Here is a 22,662-nt window from a genome sequence, read left to right as displayed (position 1 = left end):
CCGCGCTCCTGGCCGGTGGCTCAGGTCCGGTGGCTCAGGTCCGGTGGCTCAGGTCCGGGGCCGCGGCCGGGTCGCTCAGGCCTGGTCGAGCCGCTTGGCCACCTCGACGACCGCGCGCAGCGGGACGCCGGGGCTGTAGCGGTAGCCCTGCACCTCGTCGCACCCCCGCTTGCGCAGGTAGCGCTCCTGGACCTCGGTCTCCACACCCTCCGCGACGACGCTCATCCCCAGGGCGTGGGCCATCACGATGATCGCGTCGACGATCGCGGCTGACTCCTCGACGGCGGTGATCGCCTGGACGAAGGACCGGTCGATCTTGATCTTGTCGATCGGGAACCGGGTCAGGTAGGCGAGGCTGCTGTAGCCGCGGCCGAAGTCGTCGACCACGATCGTGACGCCGAGGCGCCGCAGCGCGGTCAGCATCGCCACCGTGTCGACGTGGTCCTCGATGAGCATGCCCTCCGTGATCTCCACCTCGAGCTGCTCGGGAGCGATGCCGCTGTGCTCCAGCGCCTCCGCAATCTCCTCCAGCCAGGCCGTCCCCCGCATCTGGCGAGGTGAGACGTTGACCGCCAGGCGCAGCTTGCGGTCCAGCCGGTCCTGCATGAGGGCCAGGTCCGCGCACGCCGTGCGCAGCACCCAGCCGCCGAGGCGGGAGATCATGCCGCCGTCCTCTGCGACGGCGACGAAGGTGTCGGGCGGGACCTGGCCCATCGTGGTGCTGCGCCAGCGCGCCAACGCCTCGACGCCGACCATCTCTCCGGTGCGCAGGTCCAGCTGCGGCTGGTAGGCCACCGAGAGCTCGCCGAGGTCGGGGCGGTCCAGCGCCTGGCGCAACGCGGCGGAGAGGGCCAGCCGGTCGCGGTTCTCCTCCATCATGTGCGGCTCGAACCACTGCAGCTCGTTGCGGCCCGAGGCCTTGGCGCGGTACATCGCGATGTCGGCGTGCTTGAGCAGCTCACCGGCGTCCACGCCGTCGCGGGGGCACCGTGCGCCACCGACGCTGCCGGTCACGGCGAGCTCGTAGCCGTCGACCACCACGGGCGCGAGCAGGTCGGCCATGAGCTCGCGCAGCCGCGCGTCGAGCTCCTCGCCGAGCCGCACGCTCCGGAAGACCATGACGAACTCGTCGCCGCCGAGGCGGGCGACGAAGTCGTCGCGGCGGGTCCACGCACGCAACCGGTCGGCCACCGCGACGAGCAGCTCGTCGCCGACGTGATGCCCGAGCGAGTCGTTGATCCGCTTGAAGTGGTCGAGGTCGAAGAGGATGAGCACCAGCTCCCTGCCGTCGTCCGGCAGGTCCGTCAGGAGCGTCTCGAGGTGGCGCAGCAGCAGCGAACGGTTGGGCAGGTTCGTGAGCGCGTCGTGGGAGGCGAGGTGCTCGACGTGCTCGCGGGTCTCGATCCGGTGGGTGATGTCGTAGGAGACCACGAGGAACGCCTCGCCGCCGGTCGCGGCGGGATCCAACCGGACGATCGCCTGCTGCACCGGGACGAGCTCGCCGGAGCGGTGCCGGTAGACCCACTCGTAGTCCTCGACCTCGGCGCCGCTGGCCAGCAGCGACCCGTCGTCGTAGATGTCGCGGCCGACGCCGTCGATGTCGTTGAGCGACATCCCCACCAGCTCGTCGCGCTCGTAGCCGAGCAGGACCTGCGCGGCCGGGTTGGCGTTGAGGATCCGGCCGCGCTCGTCGGTGACCAGCGTGCTGACCGGGATGGTGTCGAGGACCGAGCGGCGGATGCCGTCACCGCGCGCATCCTCGGCCAGGCGTTGGGCCCGCAGCCGCTCGGTGATGTCGATGACCGAGGCGATCACGTGCTGCTCGCCGTCGATGACGATCGGGTTCAGCCCGATCTCCACCGGCAGCTCGCTGCCGTCCTTGCGGCGGGCGTAGAGCTCACGGCCGGTTCCCATCTGCCGGCGCGACGGCGCCAGGGCGAAGGCGGCCCGCAGGTCGGCGTGACCGAGGCGGAACCGCTCGGGGAGCAGGTTCTCCACCGTCAGTGAGAGGAGCTCGTCGTGCGTGTAGCCGAAGGAGCGCTCGGCCTCGGGGTTGGCCAGCACGATCCGGCCCGAGGCGTCCGTGACCAGGATCGCTCCGGGCACGGCGTCGACGACCATGCGCACCTGGTCGTAGCCGCGCACACCGACGTCGTGAGGAGCCGTCCCCTGCACTCGGGTGTCCATCGCTCCTCCGTCGTGTCTGCGGGATCCCCACCCCCGCGCACATTATGGCCACCAGACCATGAGCCTGGCAGGAGAACGTCTCAGCCCGGGACCTCCTCCCGACTTGGCTGCGATGGTCCCGAGAACGCGGGCCGGTCCCGGCTCAGCCGAGCAGGACCCGCACGCCGATACCGATCAGGATCAGCCCGCCCACGACGGTGGCCCCGCGACCCAACCGCTCCCCCACCCGGCTGCCGAGGAACACGGCACCGAGGGAGAGCACGAAGGTCACGACACCGATCAGCAGCACGGCCGGCGCCACGTCGACCTCGAGCACGCCGAACGTCACGCCGACGGCGGCGGCGTCGATGGAGGTGGCGATCGCCAGCGGCAGCACCGAACGCATCGTGACCACGCTCGGCACGTCCTCCTCCTCGTCCGCACCGAAGGACTCCCAGAGCATCTTGGCGCCGATCAGGGTCAGCATCGTGAAGGCGATCCAGGGAGTCACCGCGGAGACGGCGTCGGCGAACCAGAACGCGAGCACCCAGCCGAGCACCGGCATCAGGGCCTGGAAGAGACCGAACATCCCGGCCAGCAACAGCGCGTCGCGCCAACGCGGGCGACGCAGCTGCAGCCCTTCGGCGAGGGAGACCGCCACCGCGTCCATCGCCAACGCGAAGGCCAGCACCACCAGCTCGAACGAGGTCATGGGCAGTCATCCTCAGCCATGAGACCGGACCGCGACCTCTGGGGGGGTCGGTCGCGGCCCGGCGGCAGCATCCTCTCACAGGCGCTGGTGGCTGTTCGGCACGTCCACAGGGTGTCTCAGCCGTCGCCGGTCTCACTCCCAGAAGACGCGGTCCACGACGGCCCGGGCGTGGCGGGTGACCTTGAGGTAGTCGTCGAGGAGGCGGTCGGACTCCTCCGGTGGGTAGCCCATGATCCCGGCGACGGTACGACGCTCCAGGATCGAGCGCGGGAACTGGTCGGAGGCGCGTCCGCGCGCGAGCACCATGCCGTTGCGCACCCGGCTCGCCATCCGCCAGGAGGCGGTCAGCGTCTGCGCGTCGTCGGCGGTGATCAGGTCGGCCTCGGCGGCAGCGTCCAGCGCCGCGAGGGTCTGGGTGGTGCGCAGCCCCGGCACCTGGGCGCCGAAGCGCAGCTGGAGCAGCTGCACCGTCCACTCGATGTCGGCGAGCCCACCGCGGCCCAGCTTCAGGTGCAGGTTGGGGTCGGCACCGCGGGGCAGCCGTTCCTTGTCCACCCGGCCCTTGATCCGGCGGACCTCCACGATGTCGTCCTCGGCCAACCCCTCCGCCGGGTAGCGCAGCGGGTCGATCATGGTCGTGAACCGCTCGCGCAGCCCGGCGTCGCCGACCACCGCGTCGGCACGCAGCAGCGCCTGGGCCTCCCACACGTGCGACCACTTCGCGTAGTAGGCGGCGTAGGAGTCGAGGGTGCGCACGAGCGGACCCTGTCGGCCCTCCGGGCGCAGGTCGGCGTCGACCACCAGGGACGGGTCCGGTCCCGGCGCGGCCAGCGCGCGTCGTACCTCCTCGGCGACGGAGCGGGCGAACGTCGCGGCCTGCTGCGGGTCCGCCTCCGGCTCGGGCTCGTGGACGAACAGCACGTCGGCGTCGCTGCCGTAGGACAGCTCGAAGCCGCCGTAGCGGCCCATCGCCACGATCGCGATCCGGGTGGGGGCGGCGTCCAGGCCGCGTTGGGCGAGGACGGTGCGGGTGACGGCCTCGAGGGTGGCCTCCAAGGTGGCGTCGGTGAGCCGGGACAGCGCGAAGCCGACCTCGTCGACGCTGGTCAGCCCGAGCACGTCGCCGGCAGCGATGCGGAGCAGCTCGCGGCGCCGCACGGCGCGCAGCGCACGGACCGCCCGCTCCCCCTCCTCCTGGCGACGTGCGGTGGCGAGCATCTCCTCGGTCAGCGCCGCCGACCCGACGGGCGCCAGGTCGCCGGCGAGCAGCCGCACGCCGGCGGGCTCGCGCTCCAGCAGGTCGGTGCAGTAGCGCGAGGTGGCCAGCAGCCGGGCCAGCCGCTCGGCGACCTCGCCCTCGTCGCGCAGAGTGGCCAGGTACCACGGCGACGTCCCGAGCGCCTCGCTGAGCCGGCGGAAGCCGAAGAGCCCGGCATCGGGGTCCGGGCACTCCGCGAACCACTGCAGCATCGCCGGCAGCAGGGTGCGCTGGATCGAGGCGGCGCGGCTGACGCCGGCGGTGAGCGCCTCCAGGTTGCGCAGCGCGGCGCTGGGGTCGGCGTACCCGAGCGCGGCGAGCCGGGCGCCGGCCGCCTCGGAGGAGAGCCGGACCTCGTCGGAGCTGATCCGCGCGACGGCGGTCAGCAGCGGCCGGTAGAAGATCTTCTGGTGCAGCCGGCTGACCTCGCGCCGATGCCTCTGCCAGGTCTCCTCGAGCCGCTTCTGGGACTCCTTGAGGAAGCCCAGGCTGCGGCCCAGCCGGCGCAGCGACGCCTCGTCGGAGGGTACGACGTGGGTGCGCTGCAGGCGGTAGAGCTGGATGCGGTGCTCGAGCTGGCGCAGGAACGCGTAGGCGCGGTGCAACGCCTCCCCGTCCTCCTGGCCGACGTACCCGCCCTCGGTGAGGCGGGCCAGGGCGCTGAGCGTGGTCGCGGAGCGGATCGACTCGTCCGCGCGGCCGTGTACCAGCTGCAGCAGCTGCACCGCGAACTCGACGTCGCGCAGCCCGCCGGAGCCGAGCTTGAGCTGCCGCTCGGCCTCCTTGGCCGGCAGGTGGTCCAGCACCCGGCGCCGCATCGCACGGGCGGCCTCGACGAACCCCTCGCGCTCCACCGCCGACCACACCATCGGCGAGACCATCGCCACGAAGTCGCGGCCCAGGGCCAGGTCGCCGGCCACCGCGCGGGCCTTGAGCAGCGCCTGGAACTCCCACGGCTCGGCCCACCGCTCGTAGTAGGCCCGGTGGCTGCTCAGCGTGCGGCTCAGCGGGCCGGCCTTGCCCTCGGGGCGCAGCGCCGCGTCGACCGGCCAGATGGTGCCCGCGCCGGTGTGCGCGGAGCAGACCTGCATCATCGCCGCGGCCAGCTTGGCCGCGACCCGGCCCGCCGCGGCCGCGGCGGTGTCGTCGGCGTCGGCGTCGCGCGGGGCGTGCAGGAAGATCACGTCGACGTCGGAGACGTAGTTGAGCTCGTGCCCACCGCACTTGCCCATCGCGACCACCGCGAGCCGCACGCCGAGCGACTCCTCCCCCAGGCGCTGTCGCGCCACGGCCAGGGCGGCGTCCAGGGTGCCGGCGGCGAGGTCGGCGAGCTCGGCCGCGGCGTCGTCGACGCCGAGGTGGTGGGTGAGGTCCCGGGCGGCCAGCCGCAGCAGCTGGCGGCGGTACTCCACCCGCAGCGCGTCGACGGCCTGGGCGTGCGGCACGGTCGCGACCGGGACCGGGTCGGTGTGCTCCGCGCCGACGGCGGCCATCAGGCCCGCGCGCATCGCCCAGGCGGCGGGCCGGGTCGAGCCAAGGGTGGGGTCGCGCAGCTCCTGCCACTGCTCGGGGTGCGCACACAGGTGCTCGGCGAGCGCGGTGCTGGCGCCGAGCACGCCGAGCAGGCGCATCGCGGTGCCCTCGTCGTCGAGCAGCACCCGGCACAGCTCGGCGCGGTCGGGGACCCGCTCGCCCAGCCGTACCAGGGCGTTGAGCGCGGCGTCGGGGTCCGCGGTGTGCCCGAGGATCGGCAGCAGCGCCGCGGCGTCCGGGCCGAGCGCGTCGAGCTCGGCGAGGGCGCGGTCGATGTCCGCGATGCCGAGGCGCAGCAGGTCGCTGCGCGTGCGCTGCCTGCTGTCGCCGGGCGTCACCGTGCCCCCTCCTCCGAGGGGGCGCGGCGCCCGTGGTGGGACATGCTCGGCCCGCGGGTCACAGCACGGGCAGCATCCGGTCCCGCTCGAAGGCGGAGACCTGGCCTCGGTACTCGTCCCACTCCGCGCGCTTGTTGCGCAGGAAGAAGTCGAAGACCTGCTCGCCCATCGTCTCGGCCAGCAGCTCGGAGTGCTCGGCGACCTGGATCGCCTCGTGCAGGCTCTTGGGCAGCGGCTGGATGCCGAGGCTGTGCCGCTCCCGCTCGGTCAGCGCCCACACGTCGTCCTCGGCCTCGCGCGGCAGCTCGTAGCCGTTCTCGATCCCCTTCAGGCCCGCGGCCAGCACGGCGGCGTAGGCGAGGTAGGGGTTGCAGGCGGAGTCGATGGTGCGCAGCTCGATCCGGGTGGACTGGCCCTTGCTCGGCTTGTACATCGGCACCCGGACCATCGCGGAGCGGTTGTTGTGCCCCCAGCAGATGTACGACGGCGCCTCACCGCCGAACATCATCCGCTTGTAGGAGTTCACCCACTGGTTGGTCACCACGCTGATCTCGCTGGCGTGCTTGAGCACGCCGGCGATGAACTGCCGCCCGGTGGTCGAGAGCTGGTACTCCGCGCCCGCCTCGTAGAAGGCGTTCTGGTCGCCCTCGAACAGCGAGACGTGGGTGTGCATACCGGAGCCGGGGTGCTCGGTGAGCGGCTTGGGCATGAAGGAGGCCCAGATGCCCTGGCTCAGCGCGACCTCCCGGATGACGGCACGGAAGGTCATGATGTTGTCGGCGGTGCTGAGCGCGTCGGCGTAGCGCAGGTCGATCTCCTGCTGGCCGGGGCCGGCCTCGTGGTGGCTGAACTCCACCGAGATGCCCATGGCCTCCAGCATCGTGATCGCCTCGCGGCGGAAGTCCGAGCCGTAGGAGTGGGCGGTGTGGTCGAAGTAGCCGCTGGCGTCGATCGGCACCGGGACCTTGCCCGGCTCAGGTCCGTCCTTGAAGAGGTAGAACTCGATCTCGGGGTGGGTGTAGAAGGTGAACCCCTGCTCGGCGGCCCGGCCCAGGGTCCGCTTGAGCACGTTGCGCGGGTCGGCGAACGACGGCGAGCCGTCGGGCATCACGATGTCGCAGAACATGCGGGCCGTCGACGGCCCGTCCCCGGAGCGCCACGGCAGGATCTGGAAGGTGGTGGGGTCGGGCAGGGCGAGCATGTCGGCCTCGTAGACCCGGGCGAACCCCTCGACCGCGGAGCCGTCGAACCCGATGCCCTCGGAGAAGGCGCCCTCGAGCTCGGCCGGCGCGACCGCCACCGACTTGAGGAAGCCGAGCACGTCGGTGAACCACAGCCGCACGAAGCGGACGTCGCGCTCTTCGAGTGCGCGGAGTACGAAGTCTTCCTGCTTGCCCATGGCTTCAGCCTAGGGGGTGCGCAGTGTGTCGCCGCGCACGGTCCCGCCCTCAGGCACCGGGCGCTCGGTGGCTGCTCACCGGCTGCTCACCGGCTGCTCACCGGCGGGGGCGCGCGCCCCGGGCGGCCGTGCGCCGTGAGCGGCTCGGCACCGCCGGGACCGACGCCGCAGGGCTGCGGTGCCAGGTCCAGTCGGCCGGCATGGTGACCCCGTCGAGCCCCACGCCCTGGAAGATCAGCCGGTAGGCCTCGGGGTCCTGCTGGCGCTGCTGCTCGAAGATCCGGTGCAGGTTCGTCCACAACGGGGTGCTGTTGGCCGAGCCGAGGTACTCCCCCGTCCTGGTGCCGGGCAGCGCCTGCGTCTGCAGGCCGACCGCGGAGAGCAGGCGGCGGGCGCCGGCGTCCATGATCATCACGATGTAGTCGATGTCGTTGGCGAACGCGGCGCGCACGATGCCGTTGTAGAGCGCCGCCGCGCACAACCCGCCGCGCCCCGAGCCACGTCGTACGGCGATCGTGGCGATGTCCCAGGTACGGCCGACGTCGACGCCGGCCGCCCGCGCCGAGCGCAGGCCGTCGACCTCCCACGGCGGTCGGGAGAGGTCGTTCAGCGTCTTCAGCCCGGCGGGACCGGGGGCGATGAACCGGGTCATCGCGGCCGCCTCGCCGTTGTCCTCGAGCACGACCATGAAGCCGGTGTCGGCGGCGTAGGGGCCGTACTCGACCTCGAACTGCTCGGGGGTGTTGCCGTAGGTCTCCCAGAACACGTCGGCCTCGCAGCGCAGCGCGGCCTCGAGCTCCTCGCCCTGCGGGTCGAACACGAGGCGCAATGGAGCAGCGCTCATCACACCCTCCTCTCCTCAGCGCCAGCGCGCTGGGTCATCTTGCCGGTGTCGGCGTTCTCGTCGGAGGCGAGCACGGCGTTGCTGAACTTCCACTCGCGCACCCAGGTCGCGACCTCGCTCGGCGGCATCGGCCGGGCCAGGTGGTAGCCCTGCAGGGTGTCGATGCCCATCGCCACCAGGCAGGCCAGGTCGGCGGCGTTCTCGATGCCCTCGGCGACGATGCGCATGTCGAGGGCGTGGGCGAGCTGGATGGTGGAGGCCACGATCATCCGGCTGCGGTCGTCGGCGGCGACGTTGGCGATCAGGGAGCGGTCGATCTTGAGCTCCTGGATGGGCAGGTTCCGCAGATAGGTCAGCGAGGAGAACCCGGTGCCGTAGTCGTCGATCGACACCTGCACGCCGTGCTCGCGCAGGTCGAGCAGGATGTCGCGGGTGCGCTGCGGGTCCGCGATGAAGGAGTCCTCGGTGACTTCCAGCACGAGCCGGTCCGGCGGCAGCTCCCACTCCTCGATGGCGGAGTAGAGGGTCGGCAGGAAGCTCGGGCTGAGCAGCTCCGCCGGCGCGCAGTTGATCGCCACCCGCACGTCGCTCATCTCGATGAGCGCGTGCAGCTTCTCCACCGCCTGGCGCACGACCGCGTCGGAGAGCGCACCCATCAGTCCGGCACGGCGCGCGGCGGACAGGAAGGAGACCGGGGAGATCAGGCCCTGCGTGGGGTGTCGCCAGCGGACCAGCCCTTCGAGCCCCGAGACCTCCATCGTGGCGGCGTCGAGCTGTGGCTGGTACCAGACCTCGATCTGGCCCTCGTCGATGCCGCGGCGCAGCTCCTCGGCGAGCTGGAGCCGGGAGCGGGAGAACTCGTCGAGCTGGGCGTCGTACAGCGCGACGCCGGTGCCGGAGTTCTTCGCCTGGTACATGGCGACGTCCGCGCGGCGCAGGATCTCCCCACCGTCGGGATCCTCGGGTAGTGCCACGGTGACCCCGATCGAGCCGGAGGGGCGCAGCTCGATGCCGTCCACCGAGATCGGGCGGGCCAGCTCGGCCAGCACCCGCTGCGCGGTCTCCATGAGCTCGATCTCGTCGGTGCGGTGCAGCACGATCGCGAACTCGTCGCCGCCGAGGCGTGCCACCCGCACATCGGCGTCGACCGACTCACGGATCCGCACCGCCACCAGGCTGAGCACGGTGTCGCCGGCGCGGTGGCCCAGGGAGTCGTTGATCTCCTTGAAGCCGTCCAGGTCCAGCATCATCAGGGCCAGCGGCTTGCGCTCGGCGAGCCCGGCCCACAGCCAGGAGCGCACCGCCCGCCGGTTGGGCAGCTTGGTGAGGTCGTCGGTCTGCGACAGCGCAAAGGCCTCGGCGGCCTTGTTGGCCTCGCGCAGCGCCAGCACCATCCGGGCGATCACCGCAGTCATCGTCACCATGGCGGGGGGAACCGTGTAGTAGGCCAGCGTCTCGTCCGGGCGGATCGCCAGCACCGCCAGCGCCACGGTGCCGGAGCTCACCACGATCGCGTTGCCGCCCGGACGCGGCACCGCGCGCAGCACCGCGCGGTCGGGCCGGCTCGCGGCGGCGGTCAGCAGTGCGAACGCGCTGGCCCACAGCGCGATGCTGAGCGTGTTGAAGTCATAGGTGTTCGCGGTCTCCTGCAGCCCCAGGGCGGAGTCCGCGAGCGCCAGCGTCACGAACCCGCCGACGAGCAGCAGGGACTTGCGGGTGTCGCTGCGCACCTGCAGCAGCAGCTGACCGAGCACGGCCAGGGCCAGCGCCACGTCCGCCAGCGGATAGATCAGGGCCAGCAGCAGGGAGACGCCATCCTGGCCGGAGGCGAGCCGGATCGGCGTGACCAACAGCAGCGAGGCCACGCACGAGGTGCCGCCGCAGATCACCACGATGTCGAGCCAGCCGCGGGCGGCGCGGCGCTGCACGCGCTCGACGTCCAACATCAGGTACCCGGCCATGCCCAGGTAGGAGAGGAGGAACAGCCACTCCCCCGTCGCCGGGAAGTGCGCGCTCTCGCTGCGGCTGGCGTTCACGGACGCCGACCCGGCGGCCCAGGTCGCGATGCCGGCGAGCAGCAGGAACAGCGCCCTACGACGTCCCGGGTAGAGCTTGATCACCAGTCCCAGCCGCAGGGCCAGGAGCGCGAAGAACACCGAGAGCATCGTCAGCAGGATCTGCTGGTGCGTCTGCGGCGAAGCGGACTGGGCGAGGTGGTTGATCACCAGGCCGACGGCCAGGACCGCCCATGAGGTGCCTGTGAGCACGCGCTGGGCGAGGCGGAGCCTCTCTGCGCGCGTGGAGCGGGAGGTGTCACTGTGCGGCGGCATCGGATTCCAGGCTGTCGAGGACGAGGTCGACGTCGTCGGTCGAGGTGAGGGGGTTGACGAAGCAGAGGCGGAGCACCGGCTCCCCGGCGAAGGAGGTCGGGGTGACCAGGGCGAGACCACTCCGGCGGGCTCTCTCCGACCACGCAGCGTAGCGGTCCAGCGTCCAGCCCCGGCGCCGGAAGAGCACCACCGACAGGTGTCGCTCGCCGACGAGCTCGAGGTGGGCGCTGTCCTCGATGCGCTTGGCGGCGTGGTCCGCGGTGGCCAGGCACTGCTCGATGGCCCGGACGTAGGCCTCGGTGCCGTTGGCCATCAGCGAGGCCCACACCGGCAGCCCGCGTGCCCGCCGGGTCAGGTGGATGGCGTAGTCCGCGGGGTTGTCCACGCCCTCGTCGTTGACCGGCTCCAGGTAGTCGGCGTGCTGCCGGTGCGCCGCGCGGGCCAGCGTCGGGTCGCGGTAGAGCACCGCGCCGCAGTCGAACGGCGTGAACAACCACTTGTGCGGGTCGATCGTGATGGAGTCGGCACGGTCGAGACCCGTGAACGTGCTGCGCCAGGCCGGCACCAGGACCGCGGCGCCGCCGTACGCGGCGTCCACGTGCAACCAGGTGCCGTGCTCGGCACAGAGCGCGGCGATGTCGTCCAGGTCGTCCACGGCGCCGGTGTTGGTGGCACCGGCGCTCGCCACGACCGCCACCACGGTGGCGGGGTCCAGGTCGGCCAGCACGGTCCGGAGCTCGTCGGCGCGCAGCGGCAGGTCCGGGGAGCCGGCGGTGCGCACCGTGCACCCCATGATCGCGGCGGCGGATCGGATCGAGGAGTGCGCGGCCGCACCGGCCACGATCACGTGCGGCACGGCGGCGCCGGGCTCGGTGCGTGCGTGCCGGGCGGTCACCAGGGCGCTGAGGTTGGCGACCGTGCCGCCGCTCACGAAGGTGCCGTGGGCGGCCGCCGGGTAGCCCACCGCGTCGCACAGCCAGCGCAGCGCGGTCCGCTCGGCGGCGACGACGGCGCCGGCCTCCAGCTCACTGCCGCCGTAGACCGCGGCGGCCGAGAGCGCCGCGTCGGCGATGACGGACGCCGCCGTCGGCGCGCCGCCGACGAACGCGAGGTAGCGCGGGTGGTCGGCGGGGAAGGTGGTCGGGAGCAGCGTGTCGCGCAGCAGCGACCAGGCCGCGTCGATGCCGATGCCCTCACAGGTCAGCCCAGGCAGCTCGACGGGGCTGCCGGGCTCGAGCCGGCCCGGCTCCGTCAGACGCCCGGCGACCCAGGCAGAGACCTCATCGAGGACACGTCGCTCCTCCGTTGCGAACTGGTGCACGTGGGTCGTCCATCGTCGTAGAAAGAATGTGGAGAGCGCTTGCCACAAAGGCTACCCCGCGGTGGCTCGGCCGGGAACCGAACGACACGCAACCGGGACCGTCCCGGATTGCCTGTGGTCACAACCGCTCACCGCGGGCGTCCGGTCGGCGCCGGACCGCTCAGAAGGCGGGCACGTTCTCCAGCTCGGCCAGCCAGGCCGCCGCGCTGGCGTCTGAGGGCATCCGCCAGTCTCCTCGCGGCGACATCGTGCCGCCGGGGGTGACCTTCGGGCCGTTCGGCAACGCCGAGCGCTTGAACTGGTTGGCGAAGAACCGGCGCACGAAGACCTCCAGCCAGCGTCGGATCTCGTCCAGGTCGTAGTCCACGCGCCTCTCCTCGGGGAACCCGGAGGGCCACTCCCCCGCCGCCGCGTCCCGCCAGGCGTGCCAGGCCAGGAACGCGATCTTGCTGGGCCGGTAGCCGCGACGCAGCACGTGGTACAGCGTGAAGTCCTGCAGCGCGTAGGGCCCGACCGAGTCCTCGGTCGCCTGGGGCTTGGTGCCCTCCTCGGTCGGGATCAGCTCGGGGGTGATCTCCTGCTCCAGGATCTGGCGCAGCACCTGGTCGGCCTCGTCGTCGTACCCCTTGCCGTCGTGCAGCTGGTCGGAGTCGATCACCCAGCGGATCAGGTGCTGGATGAGGGTCTTGGGGACGCCGCCGTTGACGTTGTAGTGCGACATCTGGTCGCCGACGCCATAGGTGCACCAGCCGAGCGCGAGCTCGGAGAGGTCGCCGGTGCCCAGCACGATCCCGCCCCGGTGGTTCGCCAACCGGAACAGGTAATCGGTGCGCAGGCCGGCCTGGACGTTCTCGAAGGTGACGTCGTAGACCGACTCGCCCTCCGCGAACGGGTGGTCGAGGCCCTCGAGCATGGTGCGCGCCGCCGGCCTGATGTCGAGCTCGGCGAAGGTGCACCCCAGTGCCTGCGACAGCCGCGTCGCGTACGACTTCGTGGTCTCGCCGGTGGCGAAGCCCGGCATCGTGAAGGCGTGGATGTCGCTGCGGGGGCGGCCGAGCCGGTCCATCGCCTTGGCCGCGACGATCAGCGCATGCGTGGAGTCCAGCCCGCCGCTGACGCCGATCACGATCTTCGGCTCGCCGATCGCCTTGATCCGCTGCTCCAGCCCGGAGACCTGGATGTTGTAGGCCTCGTAACAGTCCTGCGCCAGCCGCGCGGGGTCGTCGGGGACGAACGGGAAGCGGTCCACCTTGCGCATCAGCCCGATGTCCCCGCTCGGCGGCTCCAGCTCGAACTCGACGACCGTGAACTCCTTCGACGAGGCCCACACCCGGTTGTCGTCGAAGGTGCCCTGACGCATCCGCTCCTGGCGCAGCCGCTCGAGGTCGACGTCGACGACCGTACGGCGCGGCCCCTCGGGGAAGCGCTCGGTCTCCCCCAGCAGGGTGCCGACCTCGTAGACCATCGTCTGCCCGTCCCACGACAGGTCGGTGGTGGACTCGCCCTGGCCGGCGGCGGCGTAGACGTAGGCCGCCGAGCACCGCGCGCTCTGGCTGCGGGCCAGCAGGTGGCGGTCCTCGGCACGCGCGATGGTGATCGGGCTGCCGGAGATGTTGGCGAGCACGGTCGCGCCCGCGAGCGCGGCCTCCGCGCTGGGCGGGATCGGCACCCACACGTCCTCGCAGACCTCGACGTGGAGCAGCAGTCCCGGCACGTCGGTGGCCGAGAAGATCAGGTCGGCACCGAACGGCACCTCGGCGCCGCCCAGCTCGATCGTGCCGCTCTGCGTGGCACCGGAGGCGAACCAACGGGCCTCGTAGAACTCGCGGTAGGTCGGCAGGTAGGACTTCGGCGCCACCCCCAGCACGCGACCGCCCTGGATCACGACCGCGCAGTTGTAGACCCGGTTCAGCACCCGCAGCGGGGCGCCGACGACGAGCACGGGCCGGATCTCGGCGGAGGCGACCGTGAGCTCCACGATGGCCTCGCGGACGGCCTCGAGCAGCGGGTCCTGCAGGAACAGGTCGTCGACGGCGTAGCCGGTCAGGCACAGCTCCGGGAAGACCGCCACCGCGACCCCGTCGTCGTGGCACAGCCGCGCCTGCTCCAGCACCCGGCCCGCGTTCGACGCCGGGTCGGCGAGGGCGATGGGCAGCGTGCAGGCCGCGATGCGGGCGAATCCGTGGTCATAGGCCGAGTAGAAGTCCACGTCCGGAGTCTAGGGACGTCCCGGGTGAGGCAACCCACAACGTCGTACGACGTGGGCGGGACTAGCCTCGGCGTTGTCCTTCACGAACGTGGACCCGCAGCTGCGGGCCGCGAGTCAGCGACGATGAGGAGCTCGACGATGAGCAGCACCCCCGAGGAGACCGCCCCCTACGGTGGCGGCCCGAGCGGCACCCCCACTCCCGCCGGCAACCCGTCCGGCACGACCGGGCCCGCGCCGATCAAGCGGATCCGCACCCACCACCTGCGCGAGATGAAGCAGCGCGGCGAGCGGATCTCGATGCTCACCAGCTATGACCAGCTGACGGCGCAGATCTTCGACGAGGCCGGCATCGAGCTGCTGCTCGTCGGCGACAGCGCCTCCAACAACGTGCTGGGCAACAGCACCTCGCTGCCGATCACCGTCGACGAGCTGATCCCGATGACCCGTGCGGTGAGCCGCTCGGTGAGTCGCGCGATGGTCGTGGGCGACCTGCCGTTCGGCTCCTACCAGGCCTCTCCGGAGCAGGGGTACCTCACGGCGGTGCGGTTCATGAAGGAGGGCGGCGCGCACTGCGTGAAGCTCGAGGGCGGCGTCGAGATGGCGCCGCAGATCGAGCGGATGACGCGCGGCGGCATCCCGGTGATGGCGCACATCGGCTTCACCCCGCAGTCCGAGCACGCCCTCGGCGGCTACCGGGTGCAGGGCCGTGGGGAGACCGCCGAGCGGGTGCTGCGCGACGCGCTCGCGGTGCAGGAGGCGGGCGCCTTCGCGGTGGTGATGGAGATGGTCCCCGGCGACGTGGCCGCCGAGGTCACCGCGGAGCTGGACATCCCCACCATCGGCATCGGTGCCGGCAACCGTTGCGACGGCCAGGTGCTGGTCTGGCAGGACGCCTTCGGCCTGCGCACCGGCCGGCTGCCCCGCTTCGTCAAGCAGTACGCCGACCTGCGCTCGGTGCTGCTCGACGCGGCGCGCACCTACGACGCCGAGGTCAAGGACGGCAGCTTCCCCGCTGCCGAGCACACGTTCTGAGCCGCCCGGCCTGACCCGGCCGGCTCGCCGACGCGGGGGCTCGCGCGGGCGGTGACCTGAGCGTCGCCGGGTACCGCCCGGGCATGGCTCGCCGTCTCGCCGTGCTCTGCTCGCTCGCCTGCTCGCTGGTGCTGCTCGCCGCCGCCCTGACCGCGCCACCGGCCTCGGGCGCGGCGCGCGGCGTGGCGCTGGACGTGGCGGTCGTCGCACGTGGCCTGGACCACCCGTGGGAGGTCGCGGAGCTGCCGGGCGGTCGCCTGCTGGTGACCGAGCGGGACCGGGCTGCGCTGGTGCTGGTCTCCCCCTCGGGCGACACGCGGCGTATCGGCTTCCCGAGCTCGCGGGTCTTCACCCGCGGCGAGACCGGGCTGCTCGGCCTGGCGGTGGACCCGTCGTTCGAGCGGAACCGGCGGATCTACACCTGCTCCGGCTGGCGGCGCGCCGGCGGCGGCCACGACATCCGGGTGATGGCGTGGACCCTGGACGCCGGGCTGCGCACCGCGACGCTGCGCAAGACGCTGCTGCGCGGCCTGCCCAGCAACGCCACCGGCCGGCACGGCGGGTGCCGGCTGCTGGTGGCCCGCAGCGGTGCGCTGATGGTCGGCACCGGGGACGCCACGAACCCGCGCAACCCGCAGAACCGCCGGTCCCTGGGCGGCAAGGTGCTGCGGTTGAGCCGGTTCACCGGCAAGCCGTGGCGCGGCAACCCGTGGGCCGGCGGGCAGGGCAAGCGCCGCTACGTGGTCAGCTACGGCCACCGCAACGTCCAGGGACTGGCCCAGCGCGCCGACGGCAGCATCTGGGCCGTCGAGCACGGCACCTACCGCGACGACGAGATCAACCGGATCCGTGCCCGCGGCAACTACGGCTGGCAGCCCGGCCCCGGGTACGACGAGTCGCGACCGATGACCGACAAGCGGCTGCCGGGCGCCCAGGTCTCGGCGCGGTGGCGCTCGGGCCGCCCGACGATCGCTCCCTCGGGTGCGGACTTCGTGCGCGGCACGCGGTGGGGTGGCTACCGGGGCGCGCTGGCCGTCGCCGTGCTCAAGGGCGAGCGACTGATGTTCGTCAAGCTGTCCCGCTCGGGCAAGGTGCGCTGGACCCGCTCGCCGAAGGCGTTGCGCGGCTTCGGGCGGCTGCGCGACGTCACGAGCACCGCGTCGGGCGACCTGCTCGTGACCACCGACAACGGCGGTGGCCGGGACGTGGTGCTGCGGATCCGGCCCCGGTCCTGACCCCGCGGCACCGCCCGGGAACCTGGCAGGAGGACAGCCCGGGCCCCGGTCGCCGACGATCCTGGGCGGGCACCTCGGTTGTGGCAGCATCACCGCATGTCCAGCACGCCCCAGCACGTCCGCTCCCGCAAGAACCTGCGTCACCACCGGGCGTCGCGGGTCGAGGTCGAGGGCCCGGTCTGGTTCATGTCCGCCACCGTCACGAAGATGCCGGTGCGGATCGGTGCGTTCAGCTACTTCGTCGGCGGCCTCCTCGACGGCTGCTCGGAGATCGGCCGGTACTGCTCGATCGCTGCCGGCGTGCGGATCGGCGACCCCGACCACCCCACGGACTGGCTCTCCACCTCCCCCTTCCAGTACGACGCTCGGCGGTTCGGCTGGCACCCCGACGGCGCCGAGGTCGGTGCGCTGCCGGGCTGGGCACCCACCCGCGAGCCGGCCCGGATCGGCAACGACGTGTGGATCGGGGCGGACGCGGTGATCCTGCGGGGCGTGAGCGTCGGCGACGGCGCGGTGATCGCGGCCGGGGCGGTGGTGACCAAGGACGTGGCGCCGTACGCCATCGTGGGTGGGGTGCCGGCGAAGGTGCTGCGGCACCGCTTCGACGACGACCTGGTGGCCGAGCTCCTCGAGCTGCAGTGGTGGCGCTTCTCACCGCGCCAGCTGGCCGGGCTGCGCTTCGACGAGCCCCGCGCGGCCCTCGCCGAGCTGCGCCGCCGGATCGAGGAGGACGGGCTGCGCCCCTGGCAAGGCGAGTGGCGCACCTACACCGCCGACGACGCCCAGCCCGCAGCCCAGCCCGCAACCCAGCCCGCAACCCAGCCCGCAACCCAGCCCGCAACCCAGCCCGCAACCGACCCCGCCGCCCGCCGTACCGCCGGGCCGTCGACGGTGCCCGCTGCGGCGAAGCGGATCGCGCCGCCGAACCTGCCGGAAGCGGAGCGTGCCGGCCGGCGCTCCCGGCTCCCCTGGCTCACCCGGGGACCCCGGCCCTGAGATGATGCGCCGGTGGCCGAGCTGACCTTCCGCACCGGGACGATGGATGCCGGCAAGTCGACGCTGGCACTGCAGACCAACCACAACCACGCGGCCCGCGGGCGCGCCGGCCGGCTGTTCACCTCCCACGACCGGGCCGGCTCCGCCCAGGTGTCCTCCCGGCTGGGGCTGCGCGCCGAGGCGATCGAGGTGGGCCCGGACCTCGACTTCTGGCGCTACACCGTCGACGCCCTCACCCAGGGGGCGCGCATCGACTACTTCATCTGCGACGAGGCGCAGTTCTACACCCCTGAGCAGGTCGACCAGCTTGCGAAGGTCGTCGACGAGCTGCAGATCGACGTGTTCTGCTTCGGCATCCTCACCGACTTCCGTACCCGGCTCTTCCCCGGTTCGGCGCGCCTGGTGGAGGTCGCCGACCGCACCGAGGTGCTGCAGGTCGAGGCGCTGTGCTGGTGCGGCAAGCGGGCCACCCACAACGCCCGCACCGAGAACGGCGTGATGGTCACCGAGGGTGACGTGATCGTGGTCGGCGACGTCGACGACGTCACCACCCCGCCCGACGTCCACGACGTCGAGGTGGCCTACGAGGTGCTCTGCCGCCAGCACCACCGGCGGCGGATGACCGCCGCCCGCGCCCGCGCGGTGAGCCTGTCCCCCGAGCCGCTGCCCTTCAGCTGAGCCCGGCGCGCCCCCGTCAGTCGAGCAGGACGGGGATCAGCATCTCGTCGGCGGTCAGCGAGCCGTGCATGCCGATGAGCCGGGCCTCGTAGGGGAAGCCTTCGGTCGACAACACCGCGAGGTCGCCGTGGCAGGCGACCACGACGTCGCCGATGCGCGGCAGCACGGACGGGTCCACCGGGCCGAACCAGCCGCGCCCGATGGCCTCGGCGCGGCTGAGCACCTCGGCGCGGGTGCCCAGCACCTCGCGCCAGGTGGACAGCACGTCGGGCACGGCGCCGCCGCTGCAGTACAGGTGCCGGAAACGCGCCTCGCCGCCGATCAGCGCCACGCCGGAGCGCAGGTCGTCGTGCTCGGCGAGGTCGATGCGGGAGGTGGCGGGCACGTCGACCATGCCGTGGTCGGCGATCACCAGCAGCCGCCGGTCGGCCGGCAGCGCCTCACGCAGCTGCTCGGCCTCGTGGTCGATCATCGAGAGCTGCTGCAGCCACTCGCTGGAGGCCACGCCCCAGCGGTGCCCGGTCCAGTCGAGGTCGCCGTCGTAGACGTAGGTCAGGGTCGGCTGCCCGGGACGTGGCCGGGAGGCGGCGACGACGGCGGCGATCCGCTCACCGACCCGGTCCGCGCCCACGTAGTCGGCACCGCGGTGGGCGGCGACGGTGAGCCCGCTGCCGAAGAACTCACGCTTGTTGACCACCGAGACCTTCACCCCGTTGGCCTGCAGCGAGGTGAACGTCGTGGGGTGCGGCTGCCACTCCAGCGGGTCGATGTCGTGGTCCCACACCAGCGCGTTGAGCAGCTCGGAGGTGCCGGGGATGCGGGTGGTGAACCCGACCAGGCCGTGCGCGCCCGGGTTCAGCCCGGTGCCCAGCGAGGTCAGCGACGTCGACGTGGTCGACGGCACGCTCGCGGTCGCCGGGGTGGAGGACGCCAGCAGCGAGGAGAGGTACGGCGCCGCGTGGGCGTAGCGCTGCAGGAGCCGGGCGCCGAGGCCGTCGATGAGGAAGAGCACGTAGGCCGAGGCGTCGGGCAGCTCGAGCCCGCTGGGCGGCGGGCCGAGCGGGCTGCCGAGGGCGCGGGCGGCGGCGGGGACGATGTCGCCGAGCGAGCGCACGCCGTACGCAGGCTCGCAGAAGTCGTCCGTCCCGGCCTCGCCGGGCACCGGCTCAGCCACGGGTCAGCGAGGACAGCGCGGCCCCGAAGGACAGCAGGCCGGCGACGGCCCCGGCGCCGTCGGCCGCGGCCGAGACCCGCAGCGAGAAGTCGTCCGAGGAGAGCATCCCGGTGTAGCCGTGGTCGGCGTCGCACTGGGGGTCGTCGCAGCCGGCGGGCTCGAGGTCCACCCGGCTGACCGCGCCCCAGCCGATGGTGAGCACGGCCTCGGCGGGCGGGCGGGAGCGGCCGGTGGGGTCGGTGCTCATCCGGGTGATCACGACCGAGGAGACCGCCGAGAGGCTGACCGCCTCCGTCGACGTCGAGGTGTAGGGCTCCGGCAGCAGGTCGTCCCCGGCGTGCTCGTCGGTGTGGGCCAGGATCAGCCGGGTCGGGGTGAGCACCACGACCGTCTGGTGGCGGCGCACCTCGTCGCGCTCGAACGTGGGCTCGTGGTGCACGTAGTACGACACCACCGGCTCTCCGCCCAGGGCGTCGGTCACCGCGTCGGACACCACGCCCGGGTAGTAGCCGGTGCGGTCGAGGGCGGTGTGCAGGTCGGCGATGCGGTCCTGGTCGTCACCGCCCCGCAGTCGAGGGTTGGGCATGCGCGCATCCTCCCACGCCCACCCGAGCCGCCGGCAGGAACGTCCGGGTTGGCCGCGGCGGCTCCTCAGTCGGCGGCTGTGGCGATCAGGTCGGGCATCCGGCGCACCGAGGAGTCGGGCCGCGGGTCCTTGACCGCGGCGACCCGGGCGGAGGCGGTCAGCACGGTCGCGCCGGCGGTCCCGGCCAGCGCCAGGGTCAGCTCCAGCGAGCTGACCGCGGGCTGGTCGTTCTTCAGCGCCGCGACCCGGGTGATCAGGTCCTCGACGGCTGCCACGTCCACGGCATCGGCGCCTCGGTAGCCGAACAGCAGCGGCGAGCTCTTCACCTCGCGGACCATCGAGGAGACCTCGTGCGCGCTCAGCGGCGGGATCCGGTAGGACCAGTCGCCGAGCAGCTCGATGACCGGACCGGAGATGCCGAACGAGACGACCGGCCCGAACAGCGGGTCCTCGAACGAGCGGACCGTGATCGGCACCCCGGGCGCGGCGTTGCGCTGCACCACGAAGCGCCCGACCACCGGGTCGATGGTCCGGGTCAGCGCGTCCCACGCTTCGCGCATGTCCCGCTCGTCGCCGATGTTGCGCCACACGTGGGTCTGGTCGGGACGCTCGCGCAGCGAGTCCAAGGTCGACTTGAGCACCACGTCCCAGCCGAGCTCGGCACCGGCGGCGACGGCCGCCTCGACATCGGCGACGGACCGGATCGGCCACAGCTCGATGCCGTAGAAGCCCAGCAGCCGGGTGAGCTGCTCCTGGTCGAGGACGACCTCACGGTCGTTGGCCGCGACCTCGGGGTCGCTGAGGATGCGCTCGACCATCCGGCGCGCCGAGCGTGCGTCGGCTCCCGCCGGCTCGGCCGGGGCGCCGTCGGGGCTGTGCAGCCAGACCGCGTACTCGACCACCCGGGCCAGCGCCCGCACCGCGGCCTCCACCGCCGGGTACGACGGCACCGAGCCGCGCCCCGCCGAGGAGCCGGCCACGTCGGGCACCCGCAGCAGCTCGGGCACACCCTCCGCGCCGAGGAAGGAGGAGACCAGCGGCTTGTCGGACTGCTCGCCGACCGCGGCCAGCACGTTGGCGACCTCCTCGCCGGAGACGTCGAGCGGCGGGATGTAGACCGCGATCACCGAGTCCACGTCCGGGTCGTCGATCGCGTCGTCGAGGGCGTCCTCGAAGTCCTCCGCGGTGGCCTCCGCGCCGAGCGCGACCGAGCGGTTCACGACCAGGCCCACCGCAGACGCGGCGTCGGCGGCCAGCAGCCCGATGGCGTCGGAGTTGCCGACGATCGCGACCCGGCGCCCGCGCGGCAGCGGCTGGTGGGCCAGCAGCTGGGCGACGTCGAACATGTCGTCGAGGGTGTCGACCTGGATCACCCCGGCCTGGCGGAACATGGCGTCCACGGCCGCCTGCGGGGCCCCGATACGTCGTACGGCGTGGCCCATCGGGACGCCCTGGGTGGTCCGGCCGGAACGGACCGCCACGATCGGCTTGCGCTTGGAGACCCGTCGGGCGATGCGGGAGAACTTGCGCGGGTTTCCGATCGACTCCAGGTACATCATGACGACCTCGGTGGCCTCGTCCTCCTCCCAGTACTGCAGGAGGTCGTTGCCGGAGACGTCGGCGCGGTTGCCGGCACTGACGAAGGTCGAGATGCCCAGGCCCCGGTTCTTGACCTTCTCCAGGATCGCCGAGCCCAGCGCACCGGACTGGCAGAAGAACCCGGCACGGCCCCGGGCGGGCATCACCGAGGACAGCGAGGCGTTGATCTGCACCCGCGGGTCGGTGTTGATGATGCCCAGGCAGTTCGGCCCGATCAGCCGCAGCCCGTAGGAGCGGCACAGCCCGGCGAGGTGCCGCTGGCGCTTGCGGCCCTCCTCGCCGGTCTCGGCGAAGCCCGAGGAGATCACGATCAGTCCGTGCACGCCCTTGTTGGCGCAGTCGAGCACCACGTCGGTGACCGCGTCCGCGGGCACCGCGACGATCGCCACGTCGACGTCGTCGGGGATCTCGTTGACGTTCTTGTAGGCCGGCATGCCGGAGACCGCCGGGGCGGACGGGTTCACCACGTAGACCCGGCCGCCGTAGTCGGCGGTGACCAGGTTGCGCACCAGCACCTGCCCGATCGTCTCCTGGCGCCGACTGGCGCCGATGATCGCGACCGACTTGGGATGGAAGAACCGGTGGATGGAGGCGGCCTCGGCGGCATGCTCGCGGTCGTGCATCACCCCGATCGCGGTCTCGGTCGGGTCGATCGGGAACTCCAGCGTGATCACGCCGTCGTGGTAGCCGCTGGCCACCCGGTAGCCGGCGTCGCGGAACGTCTGGATCATCCGCGAGTTGTCGGGCAGCACCTCGGCGGTGAACCGCTCGATGCCGCGCTCGCGGCCCGCCTGGGCGAGGTGCTCGAGCAGGAGCTGCGCGATGCCTCGGCCCTGGTGGTTGTCCTCGACGAGGAAGGCGACCTCGGCCTCCTTGTCCCCCACCGAGTCGTAACGGCCCACCGCGATCATCCGCTCGCCGAGCAGCACCACGAACGCCACCCGGGCCTTGTGGTCGACGTGGGTGAAGCGGCGCAGGTCGCGCTCGGAGAGCACCGGCATCGGCGAGAAGAAGCGGTAGTACTTCGACTCGTCGGAGACGCGGGCGTAGAACTCGACCATCAGCTCGGCGTCGTCGGGGCGGATCGGGCGCAGGTGCGCCGTACGGCCGTCGCGGAGCAGGACGTCGCCCTCCCAGTGCGCGGGAGGTGCCTGGACGTCGGGCTGGGCGGTGGGGTCCCCGGTGCTCACGGGAGAAATCTATCGGTCCTCGCGGCATCCGCCGACCCCCGCGGTGCGGCGGCCGTCACCAG

Annotated in this window: 15 protein-coding genes; 4 read left to right on the top strand and 11 right to left on the bottom strand. The window is 72.5% G+C overall.

The annotated features are described in order from the left end of the window. Window positions 1-75: 75 nt before the first annotated feature. From KG111_RS06675 to KG111_RS06640, 8 genes are all read right to left on the bottom strand, one after another. On the bottom strand, window positions 76-2,187 hold the full coding sequence (locus KG111_RS06675) for a putative bifunctional diguanylate cyclase/phosphodiesterase (RefSeq protein ID WP_205291530.1): 2,112 nt from the start codon (window positions 2,185-2,187) through the stop codon (window positions 76-78). Between the two features lie 142 nt (window positions 2,188-2,329). Further along, complete coding sequence (locus KG111_RS06670) at window positions 2,330-2,878, bottom strand: manganese efflux pump MntP (protein WP_205291531.1); 549 nt, start codon at window positions 2,876-2,878, stop codon at window positions 2,330-2,332. Window positions 2,879-3,010: 132 nt separating this feature from the next. After that, on the bottom strand, window positions 3,011-6,007 hold the full coding sequence (locus KG111_RS06665) for a bifunctional [glutamine synthetase] adenylyltransferase/[glutamine synthetase]-adenylyl-L-tyrosine phosphorylase (RefSeq protein ID WP_205291532.1): 2,997 nt from the start codon (window positions 6,005-6,007) through the stop codon (window positions 3,011-3,013). Between the two features lie 58 nt (window positions 6,008-6,065). After that, window positions 6,066-7,406 (bottom strand): glutamine synthetase family protein, encoded by a 1,341-nt coding sequence (locus tag KG111_RS06660; protein WP_205291533.1) that lies wholly within the window; start codon window positions 7,404-7,406, stop codon window positions 6,066-6,068. Between the two features lie 97 nt (window positions 7,407-7,503). Continuing rightward, entirely contained in the window at window positions 7,504-8,250 is a 747-nt protein-coding gene (locus KG111_RS06655; protein WP_205291534.1) for a hypothetical protein, read from the bottom strand. Then, window positions 8,250-10,580 carry a putative bifunctional diguanylate cyclase/phosphodiesterase gene (locus tag KG111_RS06650; protein WP_205291535.1) on the bottom strand — a complete coding sequence of 777 codons (2,331 nt, stop codon included), beginning with the start codon at window positions 10,578-10,580 and terminating at the stop codon, window positions 8,250-8,252. Before KG111_RS06650 ends, KG111_RS06655 begins: the two co-directional genes overlap by 1 nt. After that, window positions 10,564-11,901, bottom strand: a complete 1,338-nt coding sequence (locus tag KG111_RS06645) for a pyridoxal phosphate-dependent decarboxylase family protein (protein ID WP_205291536.1) — start codon at window positions 11,899-11,901, stop codon at window positions 10,564-10,566. Before KG111_RS06645 ends, KG111_RS06650 begins: the two co-directional genes overlap by 17 nt. Window positions 11,902-12,061: 160 nt before the next feature. Beyond that, window positions 12,062-14,110, bottom strand: coding sequence for an NAD(+) synthase (locus tag KG111_RS06640; RefSeq protein WP_205291537.1), 2,049 nt, complete (start codon window positions 14,108-14,110; stop codon window positions 12,062-12,064). A gap of 138 nt (window positions 14,111-14,248) precedes the next feature. Between KG111_RS06640 and panB the strand changes: the two genes are divergently transcribed. From panB to KG111_RS06620, 4 genes are all read left to right on the top strand, one after another. Beyond that, window positions 14,249-15,142, top strand: coding sequence for a 3-methyl-2-oxobutanoate hydroxymethyltransferase (panB, locus tag KG111_RS06635; RefSeq protein ID WP_213450027.1), 894 nt, complete (start codon window positions 14,249-14,251; stop codon window positions 15,140-15,142). Window positions 15,143-15,225: 83 nt separating this feature from the next. After that, window positions 15,226-16,377: a PQQ-dependent sugar dehydrogenase gene (locus KG111_RS06630; RefSeq protein ID WP_205291539.1), complete on the top strand. Its 1,152-nt coding sequence runs from the start codon at window positions 15,226-15,228 to the stop codon at window positions 16,375-16,377. A 96-nt stretch (window positions 16,378-16,473) separates the two neighbouring features. Beyond that, window positions 16,474-17,373, top strand: coding sequence for a DapH/DapD/GlmU-related protein (locus KG111_RS18450; RefSeq protein WP_205291540.1), 900 nt, complete (start codon window positions 16,474-16,476; stop codon window positions 17,371-17,373). A gap of 12 nt (window positions 17,374-17,385) precedes the next feature. Beyond that, on the top strand, window positions 17,386-18,051 hold the full coding sequence (locus tag KG111_RS06620; RefSeq protein WP_205291541.1) for a thymidine kinase: 666 nt from the start codon (window positions 17,386-17,388) through the stop codon (window positions 18,049-18,051). Between the two features lie 16 nt (window positions 18,052-18,067). Here KG111_RS06620 and KG111_RS06615 read toward each other — a convergent pair whose 3' ends face one another. The 3 genes from KG111_RS06615 to KG111_RS06605 all read right to left on the bottom strand — a co-directional run bounded on the left by KG111_RS06615 (window position 18,068) and on the right by KG111_RS06605 (window position 22,600). After that, the gene (locus KG111_RS06615) at window positions 18,068-19,225 is read right to left on the bottom strand and encodes an alkaline phosphatase family protein (RefSeq protein WP_249666333.1); all 1,158 of its coding nucleotides are present in this window, start codon (window positions 19,223-19,225) and stop codon (window positions 18,068-18,070) included. Then, window positions 19,218-19,811 (bottom strand): DUF5998 family protein, encoded by a 594-nt coding sequence (locus KG111_RS06610; protein WP_205291542.1) that lies wholly within the window; start codon window positions 19,809-19,811, stop codon window positions 19,218-19,220. Before KG111_RS06610 ends, KG111_RS06615 begins: the two co-directional genes overlap by 8 nt. Window positions 19,812-19,876: 65 nt before the next feature. Continuing rightward, window positions 19,877-22,600 carry a bifunctional acetate--CoA ligase family protein/GNAT family N-acetyltransferase gene (locus KG111_RS06605; protein WP_249666332.1) on the bottom strand — a complete coding sequence of 908 codons (2,724 nt, stop codon included), beginning with the start codon at window positions 22,598-22,600 and terminating at the stop codon, window positions 19,877-19,879. Between the last annotated feature and the right edge of the window lie 62 nt (window positions 22,601-22,662).

It is taken from the genome of Nocardioides faecalis (assembly GCF_018388425.1).
Lineage (GTDB): Bacteria > Actinomycetota > Actinomycetes > Propionibacteriales > Nocardioidaceae > Nocardioides > Nocardioides faecalis.
The sequence above is the reverse complement of the archived record's forward strand: the minus strand, read 5'-3'. Positions and strand labels throughout refer to the sequence as shown.